We start from the raw sequence: 13,060 nt of genomic DNA on the forward strand, positions 1-13,060 counted from the left end.
TTTATCTAAAGGCCGTATGGAAAGCAGAGGGATACGTGATGCGATCATCGATGCCCCAACGAAGCACTGCGATCATCACCGCGACTTTTTTCGTCGCCATTACGCTACATGACGCGTTAAAGCGCCTCTTGCGCTTCATCGCGCGGCAGCAGCGACGATGTCTTCACACACTCAACGAAAACTGAAGGCGATCAGTAAGGCATCGATGCGGTGCGCTGCCAGCATGCGCGCCGCCGTGTCGACGGCGTGGACCAAAGTCATAGGACAGCATATTCCGCTGTCCGTCCGGATGCAACTGGAGGGAGAGTCAGGCGAGTTTGCGCAGCAGGCTTTCGGCGTCGAGCAGGCAGATGGTGTGGCCCTCTCCCAGCTCCAGCACTTCGCTGGACTCGGCGTGCATGCCGTGTTCGCCGGGCTTGCGCATCAGGGATGGGGTGGCGAAGCGCTTGGCATCGTCGACGGTGACGATGTCGCACACGGCGTCGGCGATCAGGCCGAAGCGCTCCTCGCCGCGTTCGATGACCAGCACTTTCTGCTGTCCTTCGCCGGCCGGCGGCATGCCATACAGCCGACGCAGGTCGACCAGGGTCACCAGCTGCTGGCGCAGGTTGAGGATGCCGTGCACATAGCCGGGCATGCCCGGCGCCTGCGTAATGTCGCCCGTGAGATCGATGATCTCGCGCACCTGGCGCAGTTCCAGCGCATACAACTCATCCACGCGGAAGGTCAGATAAACCTTGCGGCCGCCGGACTTGCGCGCCGCGACCGCGCCGCCTTCGTCCGGGAACAGGTTGCGGTGACCCTGGTGCAGTTCGCCGATCTCGGACTGGGAGAAGATGCCTTCGTGATCGAGCAGGATCACATCGTCCTGGCCCGGCCGCGCCACGCAGCCGGCAAACATGGCGCTGCGCGATTTGCTCAACAGCGGGATCGGCATCACGTCATCGCCGCCGAAGTGCACGATGCTTTCCACCGCATCGACCAGAAAGCCGATGGTAGCGCCACCGATGCGTGCCACCAGTACGCGCTGATCTTCCTGCGCCCCGCCGGCACATGCGCCACCGGCCAGCGTGGCGAAGTCCACAACCGCCACCTGGCTGCCGCGGAAGGCCATGCGGCCCAGGCAAAGCTTGCTATTCAATACAGAAGACTGCAGCTCCGGCACGCGGATGATTTCCTGGATGGCCTTCATCTCCAGCGCGAAGTGGGCGCCTGCGGCGCGGAAGCTGATGGCGTGGCGGCGCTCGCCCACCGCGCGCAACTGGCGCTGGCGCGCTTCGCCGGCCGGCCCGCGCATGGCCAGCACCTGCGGCACGTTCTCGATGCGCACCAGGCGCTCGACGTCCAGCACCTGGATCAGGCGCCGGCCCTGGTCGAGCAGGATGGTGCCCGCCACCACGCCGGCCGCGCCCTCGGTATAACGCAGGGTGCTGCGCTGTTCGGGGCGCACGCGCAGCACGTCGCCGATTGCATGCACCAGCAGCCCGACCAGCACATCCTGGTGTTCGATGATGGCGATCTTGTGGCTCGCCTCACCCGCCGGCGCCGACGCATCGAACAGGCGCGCAAGATTGACCACAGGGATCACGCTGCCGCGCAAGGTGAACATGCCTTCTAAATAGTATGGAGCGAGCGGCACGACCGTCATGCGTTCGGGGAAGTTCACCACTTCCCGGATGCACATGGCCGGCAGCGCGAATTCGTCCGTGCCCAAAAGAAAGGAGCCGAACAGCTCCACGGCCGGCTGGGCGATGGCGTCCGGCGCCGCAACAACGCGCAAGGCTTCCACGCTTACACCACGAAGCCGGCGACCAGCTTGTTCAGGTCGGCTGCGAGCTGGTTCAGGTTGCCGGTGGAGGCGGCAATGCTGTCGCAGCTGCCGGCCGATTGCTCGGTGGCCTCGGCGATGTGCTGGATGGCCGAGCTGACTTCGCGCGCGGTCAGCAACTGTTCGCGCGCTTCGCTGGAAATGTCGGCAATGGCCTGGCTGGTCTTGCCCACGCCCTGCACGATCTTGTCGAAGGCTTCGCTGGCCTGGCGCGAGATTTCGCTGCCGGTGTTGACGCGCTTGACCGACTCGTTGATGAGCTTGGAGATTTCCTTGGTGGCCTGCGAGGAGCGCTCGGCCAGCTTGCGCACCTCGTCCGCCACCACCGAGAAGCCCAGGCCATGCTCGCCGGCACGCGCCGCTTCGATGGCCGCGTTGAATGCCAGCATATTGGTCTGGTTGGCGATGTCGCTGATCACCTTGACGATTTCGCCAATGTCTTCAGACGAGCGGTTGATCAGGTCCATGGCTTCGATTGAGCGCGCCACGGCCTTGGCGCCCGCCTCCGCTTCGTCCTGAGTGCTCTTGGCCAGGTCGTTGGCGCTGGACGTGTTGCCGGCGATGGCGTCGATCGAGCGGGTCAGGCCATCGACGGCGGCATTCATTTCTTCCACGGTGGCGCCCAGCGCCTGGGCGCTGCTGGCAACGACGCTGGAACGGCTGGCAATCGCTTCCGCGTCGTCTGCGAAGGCAGTGGCGGAGGTGACGACCTCGCCGATCACGCCACGCAGGTCGGCCATCATCTTGGCGATGCCGGCGCCGAGGTGGTCGATCGCTTCATCGCCTTCCTGCTTCAGCTGGGTGGTCAGGTCGCCCCTGGCGGCCTTGGCGACGGCGTCCAGCAATTGCTCGATCTTGCGCGCATCCGCTTCGGCCTTGGCCTTCACGCTCTCTTCCATCATCACCTGCTCGGTGATGTCGATGGCGAACTTGACGATCTTACAGGGCTTGCCGTTCAGGTCGAGGATAGGATTGTAGGTGGCCTGGATCCAGATCACCTTGCCGCCGTTGCCGACGCGCTTGTAGCGGCCGCTGTCGAATTCGCCGCGGTTCAGCTTTTGCCAGAAGCGTTTGTAGTCGATGCCGTTGGCGTAATCGGCATCGCAGAACATGCGGTGGTGCTCGCCCTGGATATCGTCCAGCGAGTAGCCCATGGTGTCGAGGAAGTTGTTGTTGGCGGTCATGACATGGCCGCCCATGTCGAACTCAATCACGGCCTGGGCCTTGTCGATGGCGCTGACCTTGCCTTCGTATTCGGCGTTGCGCAGCTTGCTGGCGGTAATGTCGGTGGCGAACTTGATCACCTTGTAGGGACGGCCCTCGGCATCGAACACCGGGTTGTAGGAGGCGTTGATCCAGATTTCGCGGCCGCCCTTGCCGATGCGCTTATAGTCGCCCTGCTCGAAGTGGCCGGCGCGCAGGCGCTCCCAGAACTGGCGGTAAGCTTCGCTGGCGACCAGCGAGGGTTCGCAAAACATCGCGTGGTGCTTGCCCTGCACTTCTTCCAGCGTGTAGCCGACCGCCTTCAGGAAGTTGTCGTTGGCGTGCAGGATGGTGCCGTCCAGCTGAAACTCGATCAGGGCTTGAACCCGGTTCAGTGCAGTATTGATGGCCTGGAGCTCGAGCTCCTGCAGCTGGCTTTCGTGAGTGGCTGGGCTGTTCATTGAGGATTTCCTTATGGGGTCGTAGGATGTTTCCTACCGGAATCTCAAGTATAGTCACCGTGCACCGCCGCAAACTCACCAATTATCACCGCACCCTGAAATCGTTGTCTATAGCCAACGGCAATTGACACTTAGAAATTGATAGTCGTTACCTCCCCCATCAGCTCGCGTCGAACTGCGCGTATAGGGAGGGGTACTTGATTTTTCGGTTTTTAGCGTGAAAGAATCAGGTATCAGGGCGAGCTAGTACCTGACTCACCAAAGGCCAGTGTGGTATTAACTCGGACGGCAATCAGGCTTGAACTGGCTTGATGTATCCAAATTTGTTGAGCGCCTTGAACCAGCGCGGGGCATTGCGCTGCACCGACATGGCCTCATAATCGGCACTGCTATCGCGATAAGGTTGTTCGCGCCTGAGGATGTAATAGATGGTGCGCAGCATCTTGTGAGCGACGGCGACGATAGCGCGCTTATACCCTCGTCGCAATTTCATGGCTTGGAACTTCAATTTGAAGACGCATTTGGTGCGGCTGGCAGCATGTGCAAACTCGCACAGCAGGCGACGGATGTAGTTGTTGCCTTTGCCGGCCTTGCCAGTTTTCCGCTTACCAGCAGATTCGTTATTGCCCGGACAGATACCCACCCAGGAGGCAAGGCGGTCAGCGCTGTTGAACAGCGACATGTCAGTACCGATTTCTACCAGCAGCATGGCTGCGCCTATTAGATCGATACCGGGCATGGTCTGCAGCAATTTTAGCTTGGGCTGCTCATTGGCCAGTTCGCTGAGCAGGCGTGCGTCGAAGCGAGCGATGCGTGCCTCAATTTCGTCGATATGTCGCATTAGCTCATCCAGTACAAAGCGGTGACTCCGGCTCAAGTCTCCTTGCACAGCGTCGAACAGTTCTTCTCTGCTGGCTTTAAAGCGGCGCCCAGCCAGATCGAGTATTTCATGGGGCGCCTTACCTACAATAATGGCTTTGACCATGGCACGGGCCGATTGTCCAAACACATCGCTGACGACGACACTCAGGCGGATGCCGCCATCGCTCAGTATTTTATGCAGGCGATTCTTTTCCGAAGCTAGTTGGCCAACCAGTTTTTGTCGTTGTCGCGCGATAAGACGCAATTCGCGCAATGCAGTGGGTGGCACGAAAGAGGCGCGTAGCAGGCCTGCCCGCGCCAGCATGGCCAGCCAATGCGCGTCTGCCACATCGGTTTTTCGCCCAGGGACATTCTTGACGTGACGCGCATTGACCACTTTGGCCTGAATGCCCACCATTTCCAGCGCTGCATAAGGGCTCTTCCAGTAAATGCCGGTACTTTCCATCACGACTTCGTCAGGCTTCAGAGCGGCTGCCCAAGCTGCGAGCTCCTGGCGATGTCGCTTGAAGGCACCAAATTGCCGCTGCTCAATCCGTTGCGTACCGTCGGCTTCCTCAATTAAGGCGCAGGCAGTGATTTGGCTCTGGTGCACATCCAGGCCAATCACGCGTTTGTAGAGTGTTTGCAGTTCCACATGACCTCCCGCTGTTTTACACTGATGGAGGAAAGCGGCGGATGTGGCCTGAAGTCTGCCTGAGGGCACCGAAGCGCCCACGGCCTTTTTAGCGTGCGCTCTCTAGGAAGCAATCCGGGGTACGGATCAGGTCAAGGGATCATGTTACTAACGGGGTCTGACCGCCAAAAAACACAACGATCTCGATCCGCCGCTTTCTCTCCCCAGTCTAGTTTCTTTCATCCTCCGGGGCGGCGGTGTGCTCCGCCATGCCTGTTACTAAAACGCGATATCCCTTACTACTTCGCGCGGGTCGTCGCTATTTTGTCGGAGTTTGCTCTATTAGGGGAACTAATTCGCGCTGCCCACTCCAACGAACACAGGCCACACGCATTTAGTACCGATTCGCGTTCTGAAGGGCAATTTTAGTAACAGCCAGTACGTTTTAGCAGGCATTGGAAGGAAGTAGTAGCGCTTAGTAAAAACCGACTTTTGGAGACCCATCATGTCTACGCTCCATTACCCGATTCGCTTGCCCAGCGATCTGTTGGAAACCCTGGGCGAATTCACCGGCCAATGCTGGTCGGATTCTTTAGCACTGGAGCCGTTTATTTGCGAGGCGATACGCAACTACGTACGGCCGGCAGCGGCGGCCGAGGCGCAGCCAGCGGAACCGTCCGGGACCGGATACCAATGGAAGCAGGTCTTCCTTCCCGATGGAACACGGTTGCGCGCCAGCTTTGGCGGTCACAATTATTTCGCGAAGGTGGAAGGCGGCGAAATCAAGTATGGCGAGCATGCGATGTCGCCGTCGCGCTTTGCAAATCTTCAGGGCAGCGGCAATCGCAATGCATGGAAGGCCGTCTGGCTCTGCCTTCCTGGCAGTGAAGAATGGCTGCTTGCCGATGTCTGCCGGTCCGCACGGTATACGGCAATAGCGCGCCTGATTGGAGACATTGCTTCGGCCGAGCGCCCGCCGCAAGCGAGAGAGCGTGCCGAAGCACGTCAAGCGCCTCTGGCGCACCTGGCGGCGCCGGCCGAAATGGTCGCCGCAGGCACCGTGCGGGGGATCGCCTTCCGGGAGTCTGTGATGAACCAAGGCAGCCGGCGGAGGCTTAATCCGCTTTTTCGGCCTGCAATGTAAAGCGCCTGAAAGTGTGCCGCGTGTGCTCCTCGTTGTGCAAGGCCAGCGAAGATTTGATCAGGTCGCTGCGGCTGATCACGCCCACCAAAAGGCGGCTGTAGACATCGTCTACGACCGGCAGGCGCTCCAGGTCGTGCACCGCCATGCGCACGGCCACGGTGCGGCAGGTTTCGCCGCGCAGGGCGACGATGGGGGTGTTCACGCCATATAGGTCGCGTACGAAAACGGCGCCCTCGCTGCGGTCCAGGCCAGCGCGGTCCAGCATGCCGACCACGGCGCCATCGCGCGTGACCGGGTAGGCGCGGTGCCGCTGCGTAGCGCCGAAATGGGAGTGCAGCACGTCGGCCAGCAGCGCATTGGCGTCGATGGACTGCGGCGTGGCGCTCATCACTTCTTCCACGCTGTGCCGCTCCAGCGGATCGATGCCGTATTCGCGGTAGATGTGGTGGCCGCGACGGGCGATCTTTTCGGTAAGGATGGAGCGGTGCATGGTGATGACCGTGAAGCCGTAGGCGACGACCGATGCCGCCAGCACGGGCAGCAGCGCGTTCGTGTCGTGCGTCAACTCGAAGGCGAACACGGTGGCCATGATGGGTGCGCGCATCATGCCACCCAGCGTGGCGGCCATGAAGACCAGCGGCCAGACGGCCGGCGAGCCGCCCGGCAGATAGGGGCCGAGCACGGCGCCGAGGCCGGCGCCCAGCATCAGCAGGGGGCGCCAGCACGCCGCCCGAGGTGCCGGAGCCGAGGGCGATCAGCCAGATGATGGCCTTGACGATCAGCAGGCCGGCCACCACGCTGCCTGCCAGGTGGTTCTGCAGCAAGTCCCCTATCACGTCGTAACCGACGCCCAGGGCGCGCGGCTGGAAATAGCCGCCGATGCCGATCGCCAACGCCCCCAAGGCGGGCCACCACATCCAGTGGATCGGCAGTTTGTGGAAGCCGTCTTCAACGCGGTAGAGCGCGGTGGACAGCAGCCAGGCCATGGCGCCGCACAGCAGGCCGGCGAGCACGCAGGCGAACAGGGCCGTCGGCTGCAGCGCGGGGCTTTGCTGCGGGAACAGCGGCCCGGCCTCCATCACCAGCGGACGCAGGAAGCCGGCCACGGCGCAGGCAATCGCCACCGGCAGCAGGCTGCGCGGACGCAGTTCGAACAGCAGCAGTTCGACGGCCAGCAGCAGCGCCGCGATCGGCGTGCCGAAAACGGCTGTCATGCCGGCCACGGCGCCCGCCACCAGCAGGGTCTTGCGCTCGGCGTCGTTCAGGTGGAAGTGCTGGGCGATCAGCGAACCGACCGCGCCGCCCGTCATGATGATCGGACCTTCGGCGCCGAACGGCCCGCCGCTGCCGATGGCGATGGCCGAGGCCAGCGGCTTGAGCACCGCCACCTTGGGCGACATCGCGCTGCGCTTGAACAGGATGGCTTCGATCGCTTCCGGAATGCCGTGGCCGCGGATCTGCTCGGAGCCGTAACGGGCGATCAGGCCGATGATCAGCGCGCCGATCACCGGTACCACGATCACCCAGGCGCCCAGCGCGTGGTCGGCGGGCGAGTGCGCTTCGGTGGACAGCGTCTGGTAGAAGAACAGGTTGGTGAAGAAGGCGATGGCGTGCAGCAGCACCCAGGCGGTGCCGGTGCTCAGGATGCCGATGACGGCGGCAATGGCGCCGATCGGCAGCAGACGCGCGTCGCCGCTGAAGTCGCGGCGGGAGTCGTAGGGTTTCATGGTTGGGCCGGCAGGTTGGGAATCGTGAACACGCCGGCCAGCGATTGCAACTCGGCACGGTGGATTGCGGCCAGGCGCGACAGCACTTCTTCGCCGGCCGGCAGCAGGTGGATTTCGACGCGGCGGCGGTCAAGCGCGCTCTGCCGGCGCTGGACCAGGCCGGCGGTCTCGCAACGGGTCAGCAGCGCGACCACGCCGTGCTGCTGCGCCTGCAGCCGCTCGGCCAGCTCCCCCACCGTGGCCCAGTCGCGGCCGGGGTAGCCCTTGATGTGAAGGAGCAGCAGGTACTGCAGGGGCGTGATGCCCTCAGCCTGCGCGGCATTCTCCGAAAAACGCTCGAAGCGCCGCATCTGGTAACGGAATTCGGACAAGGCCGAGAAGTCGGCCTTGCTTAGTGGCGAAGATGACATGGCGAAATTTATATCACGTTATGATGTAATTTAGCCGTAAATCATACCATCGAAAACCCGAGACGTAACCCTGGTGTCTGCCACATCGTGGCAGACACCTGCTTTATGCCGTGGGTTCTAAGAGCGTCAGCGGCGCGCGAGAAAACCAACGGCGTAACCCTGGTGGCTGCCACGTCGTGGCAGCTACCTGCTTTATGCCGTGGGTTCTAAGAGCGTCAGCGGCGCGCGGAATGCAAAAAGGGCCGGGTCCCTTGCAGGACCCGGCCCTTTTCAGGCAAGGCGAAAAATCAGTCCCAGCTCAGCGCGCCGCCGGTCTGGTATTCGGTGACGCGGGTTTCGAAGAAGTTGCGTTCCTTCTTCAGGTCGATCATTTCGGACATCCATGGGAATGGATTCTCGTCCTGGTCGAACAGTTGCTCGAGGCCGATCTGGACCGCGCGGCGGTTGGCGATGAAGCGCAGGTAGCCCTTGAACATGGCGGCGTTCAGTCCCAGCACGCCACGTGGCATGGTGTCTTCGGCGTAGCGGTATTCCAGCTCGACGGCTTGCAGGAACAGCTGCTTGATCTCTTCCTTGAAGGCCGGGGTCCACAGTTGCGGGTTTTCCAGCTTGATGGTGTTGATCAGGTCGATGCCGAAGTTGCAGTGCATGGACTCGTCGCGCAGGATGTACTGGTACTGCTCGGCAGCGCCCATCATCTTGTTCTGACGGCCCAGCGCCAGGATCTGGGTAAAGCCGACGTAGAAGAACAGGCCTTCCATCAGGCAGGCGAACACGATCAGGGACTTCAGCAGTTGCTGGTCGCTCTCAATGGTGCCGGTCTTGAAGGCTGGATCGGTCAGGACGTTGATGAACGGAATCAGAAACTGGTCCTTGTCGCGGATCGACGCCACTTCATTGTAGGCGTTGAAGATTTCCTGCTCGTCCAGGCCCAGCGACTCGACGATGTACTGGTAGGCGTGGGTGTGGATCGCTTCTTCGAACGCCTGGCGCAGCAGGTACTGGCGGCACTCAGGCGCGGTGATGTGGCGGTAGGTGCCCAGCACGATGTTGTTGGCGGCCAGCGAGTCGGCAGTCACGAAGAAGCCGAGGTTGCGCTTGACCAGGCGGCGCTCGTCTTCGGACAGGCCGTTCGGGTTCTTCCACAGCTCGATGTCGCGCTGCATGTTCACTTCCTGCGGCATCCAGTGGTTGGCGCAGCCGGCCAGGTATTTGTCCCAGGCCCATTTGTACTTGAACGGCACCAGCTGGTTGACGTCGGTCTGGCCGTTGATGACGCGCTTGTCGTCGGCGTTCACGCGCAGGGCGACCTGCTCGGCGCTCGCTTCGGCGGTGGCGCCCATCGGAGGGGTTTGGCGCGGGGTTGCCGCGGCTTCATCATCCCAGGATAGCATTTTGTTGAGTTCCTTCTCTTTAAGCTTTTAAACCCGAGGCCAAAATCCAGTGCCTGCCACATCGTGGCAGGCACTTGTTTTGCCGGTTCTATGTGTATTGTATTACTGGCAGGCTTCGCACTCTTCGAAACCGTCGTCACCCGGACGCAGGTAGCAGGCGGCGCCTTCGACCACGGCTGGTGCTGCCTCGACCGGAGCGGCCGGTGCGGAGCTCAGCGCTGCCGGGGCGTTGGCCGACACGGCGTTCAGCGCGCCGGTGCGGGTGGTCGACTTTTCCATGTGCGACGCAGCGATGGTGCGCAGGTAGTAGGTCGTCTTCAGACCGCGCAGCCATGCCAGCTTGTAAGTCTCGTCCAGTTTCTTGCCGGAAGCGCCAGCCATGTAAATGTTCAGCGACTGGGCCTGGTCGATCCACTTCTGGCGGCGCGATGCAGCTTCCACCAGCCAGGTTGGCGAGATTTCGAAGGCGGTGGCGTAGATGTCGCGCAGGTCTTGCGGCACGCGGTCGATCTTGCTCAGGGAGCCGTCGAAGTACTTCAGGTCGGCAATCATCACTTCATCCCACAGTTCGCGCGCCTTCAGGTCGCGCACCAGGTAGGCGTTGATTTCGGTGAACTCGCCGGACAGGTTGGACTTCACGTACAGGTTCTGGAAGGTCGGCTCGATGCAAGCGGACACGCCAATGATGTTCGAGATGGTCGCGGTCGGAGCGATCGCCACGCAGTTCGAGTTGCGCATGCCGAACTTGGCGATGCGCTCGCGCACCGGCGTCCAGTCCATCGCGGACGACAGGTCCTGCTCCAGGTAGCCGCCGCGGTTTTCAGCCAGCAGCTTGACGGAATCCTGCGGCAGGATGCCGCGGTCCCACAGGGAACCTTTGTAGGACTCGTACTGGCCGCGCTCTTCCGCCAGCTCGGTCGACGCCAGGTAGGCGTAGTAGCAGACCGCTTCCATCGAGGTGTCGGCGAAAGCAACGGCTTCCTGCGAAGCGTAAGGCACGCGCATCATGTGCAGGCAGTCCTGGAAGCCCATCACGCCCAGGCCGACCGGACGGTGGCGCAGGTTGGCGTTGCGCGCCTTGTCGACAGCGTAGTAGTTGATGTCGATCACGTTATCCAGCATGCGCATCGCGGTGCGGATGGTCTTCTGCAGCTTGATGTGGTCCAGCTTGCCCTCTTTCATGTGGGCAGGCATGTTCACGGAACCCAGGTTGCAGACGGCGATTTCGTCTTCGTTGGTGTTCAGCGTGATCTCGGTGCACAGGTTGGAGCTGTGCACCACGCCCACGTGCTGCTGCGGCGAACGGATGTTGCATGGGTCCTTGAAGGTGATCCATGGGTGGCCGGTTTCGAACAGCATGGACAGCATCTTGCGCCACAGGTCCAGCGCTTCGATCTTCTTGAACAGGCGCAGTTCGCCCGCGGCCGCCTTGGCTTCATAGCCCAGGTAGGCTTCTTCGAAGGCCTTGCCGACCTTGTCGTGCAGGTCCGGGCAGTCGGACGGCGAGAACAGGGTCCAGGTGCCCTTTTCCATCACGCGCTTCATGAACAGGTCGGGAATCCAGTTCGCGGTGTTCATGTCGTGGGTGCGGCGGCGGTCGTCACCGGTGTTCTTGCGCAGGTCGAGGAATTCCTCGATGTCCATGTGCCAGGTTTCCAGGTAGGCGCAGACGGCGCCCTTGCGCTTGCCGCCCTGGTTCACGGCGACGGCGGTGTCGTTGACCACTTTCAGGAACGGCACCACGCCTTGCGACTTGCCGTTGGTGCCCTTGATGTGGGCGCCCAGCGCACGCACCGGGGTCCAGTCGTTGCCCAGGCCGCCTGCGAACTTGGCCAGCAGTGCGTTTTCCTTGATGGCGTCGTAGATGCCTTCCAGGTCGTCGGACACGGTAGTCAGGTAGCAGGAAGACAGCTGCGAACGCAGGGTGCCCGAGTTAAACAGGGTCGGGGTCGACGACATGAAGTCGAAGGTCGACAGCAGGTTGTAGAACTCGATGGCGCGCGCTTCGCGGTTTTCTTCGTTCAGGGACAGGCCCATCGCGACACGCATATAGAAGGCCTGCGGCATTTCGATGCGCACATCGCGCACGTGCAGGAAGTAGCGGTCGTACAGGGTCTGCAGGCCGATGTAGCCGAATTGCAGGTCGCGGTCGGCCACCAGGGCCTTGGCCAGCTTGGCCAGGTCGAACTTGGCCAGCTCAGGGTTCAGCAGCTCGGCGTCGATACCCTTGGCGATGTATTTCGGGAAGTATTCGATGTATTCGGCGGCAGCTTTCGCTTGCGGGGTTTCCTTGCCGAAGACTTCCTTGCGGATGGTGTGCAGCAGGATGCGGGCGGTCACTTGCGAGTAAGCCGGGTCCTTTTCCATCAGCGCGCGGGCAGCCAGGATGGCGGACTTGTGCAGCTCTTCGACCGGCACGCCGTCGTACAGGTTCTTCACGGTTTCAGCCAGGATGGCGTCGGAATCGACGTGCTTTTCCAGGCCGGAGCAGGCGGCGCTGATCAGGTCGCGCACTTCCTGCATCACCAGCGGACGGCGCACGCCGTTTTCGGTGACGGAGATTTGCGGCTCGGCAGCAGCGGCGGTGCCTTGCGCTTCCTTTTTCAGGCGGCGTTCTTCCATGTGCTTGGCGCGGTACAGCACATAGGCGCGGGCCACGTCGTGCTCGCCGGAGCGCATCAGGGCCAGTTCCACCTGGTCCTGCACGTCTTCGATGTGGAAGGTGCCGCCGGACGGCTGGCGGCGCACCAGGGCGTTCACGACGTTATTCGTGAGCTGCTCCACCAGTTCGCGGATGCGCGCGGACGCTGCACCCTGGCCACCATTCACGGCGAGAAACGCCTTGGTCATCGCCACGGCGATCTTGGACGGCTCGAAAGCGACCACGGCGCCATTGCGGCGGATGATACGGTAGTCGCCCAGCGCGCTGGCTGGGGTGGTCAGACCGCCGGCGTTAGCGCCTGCGGCTGCCGGTGCTTGTGGCACTGGGGTGATGGAGGTGTCTTGAGTAGATTGCATTTAGGCTCCCACGATAACGCGTGTCAGGTATGTTTTCTTACGGCAATTACGACCACTACATCTAGTGAATCGGATAAATCCATCCACTAATTGTAGTGACGGCTTCCCGGACGCACAAGGGCAATTTTTTAGAGCCCGGACAATATTTCTATTGACTTTTCAGTTCGCCGGAAACGGCGGGCGATCGACGGTTAGCAAGTACTAACTGAGTAATTTTATTGCTCAGAAAGTAAGCAAAGTTGAGCCCCGGCAGGGTATTGTGCATTGGCAAAAACGCTACAGGTTCGGGCTGGAAAAGGGCCGGGGGACGGCATTATAAACCCACGGCGTGAAGCAGGTGTCAGCCACGATGTGGCTGACACCAGGTCTATGCCGTGGGT

General features: G+C 61.7%; 7 protein-coding genes and 1 pseudogene. 1 reads left to right on the top strand and 7 read right to left on the bottom strand.

Going from position 1 to position 13,060, the window contains the following annotated elements:
• Positions 1-307: 307 nt before the first annotated feature.
• The 3 genes from ACHMW6_RS30245 to ACHMW6_RS30255 form a co-directional block, all read right to left on the bottom strand.
• On the bottom strand, positions 308-1,789 hold the full coding sequence (locus tag ACHMW6_RS30245) for a chemotaxis protein CheW (protein ID WP_395402595.1): 1,482 nt from the start codon (positions 1,787-1,789) through the stop codon (positions 308-310).
• A gap of 2 nt (positions 1,790-1,791) precedes the next feature.
• Positions 1,792-3,492: a methyl-accepting chemotaxis protein gene (locus tag ACHMW6_RS30250; protein WP_395402597.1), complete on the bottom strand. Its 1,701-nt coding sequence runs from the start codon at positions 3,490-3,492 to the stop codon at positions 1,792-1,794.
• A gap of 292 nt (positions 3,493-3,784) precedes the next feature.
• Entirely contained in the window at positions 3,785-5,008 is a 1,224-nt protein-coding gene (locus ACHMW6_RS30255; RefSeq protein ID WP_395402598.1) for an IS110 family transposase, read from the bottom strand.
• A gap of 484 nt (positions 5,009-5,492) precedes the next feature.
• Between ACHMW6_RS30255 and ACHMW6_RS30260 the strand changes: the two genes are divergently transcribed.
• Positions 5,493-6,131 (top strand): hypothetical protein, encoded by a 639-nt coding sequence (locus tag ACHMW6_RS30260; RefSeq protein WP_395402600.1) that lies wholly within the window; start codon positions 5,493-5,495, stop codon positions 6,129-6,131.
• Here the strand turns inward: ACHMW6_RS30260 and ACHMW6_RS30265 are convergent.
• The 4 genes and pseudogenes from ACHMW6_RS30265 to ACHMW6_RS30280 form a co-directional block, all read right to left on the bottom strand.
• Positions 6,103-7,858 (bottom strand): annotated as a pseudogene (locus ACHMW6_RS30265) (chloride channel protein). The gene ACHMW6_RS30260 and the pseudogene ACHMW6_RS30265 overlap by 29 nt on opposite strands.
• Positions 7,855-8,268 carry a MarR family winged helix-turn-helix transcriptional regulator gene (locus ACHMW6_RS30270; RefSeq protein ID WP_395402602.1) on the bottom strand — a complete coding sequence of 138 codons (414 nt, stop codon included), beginning with the start codon at positions 8,266-8,268 and terminating at the stop codon, positions 7,855-7,857. Before ACHMW6_RS30270 ends, ACHMW6_RS30265 begins: the two are co-directional and overlap by 4 nt.
• A 287-nt stretch (positions 8,269-8,555) precedes the next feature.
• The gene (locus ACHMW6_RS30275) at positions 8,556-9,662 is read right to left on the bottom strand and encodes a ribonucleotide-diphosphate reductase subunit beta (protein WP_395402604.1); all 1,107 of its coding nucleotides are present in this window, start codon (positions 9,660-9,662) and stop codon (positions 8,556-8,558) included.
• Positions 9,663-9,764: 102 nt separating this feature from the next.
• Positions 9,765-12,680, bottom strand: a complete 2,916-nt coding sequence (locus ACHMW6_RS30280) for a ribonucleoside-diphosphate reductase subunit alpha (RefSeq protein WP_395402606.1) — start codon at positions 12,678-12,680, stop codon at positions 9,765-9,767.
• Positions 12,681-13,060 lie beyond the last annotated feature (380 nt).

This window comes from Pseudoduganella sp. UC29_106 (genome assembly GCF_044055365.1).
GTDB lineage: Bacteria > Pseudomonadota > Gammaproteobacteria > Burkholderiales > Burkholderiaceae_D > Rugamonas.

Excerpts from the sequence above, each read along its gene's own strand:
- ACHMW6_RS30250 (WP_395402597.1), bottom strand. The coding sequence starts at position 3,492 with ATGAACAGCCCAGCCACTCACGAAAGCCAGCTGCAGGAGCTCGAGCTC.
- ACHMW6_RS30270 (WP_395402602.1), bottom strand. The coding sequence starts at position 8,268 with ATGTCATCTTCGCCACTAAGCAAGGCCGACTTCTCGGCCTTGTCCGAA.
- ACHMW6_RS30260 (WP_395402600.1), top strand. The coding sequence starts at position 5,493 with ATGTCTACGCTCCATTACCCGATTCGCTTGCCCAGCGATCTGTTGGAA.
- ACHMW6_RS30280 (WP_395402606.1), bottom strand. The coding sequence starts at position 12,680 with ATGCAATCTACTCAAGACACCTCCATCACCCCAGTGCCACAAGCACCG.
- ACHMW6_RS30275 (WP_395402604.1), bottom strand. The coding sequence starts at position 9,662 with ATGCTATCCTGGGATGATGAAGCCGCGGCAACCCCGCGCCAAACCCCT.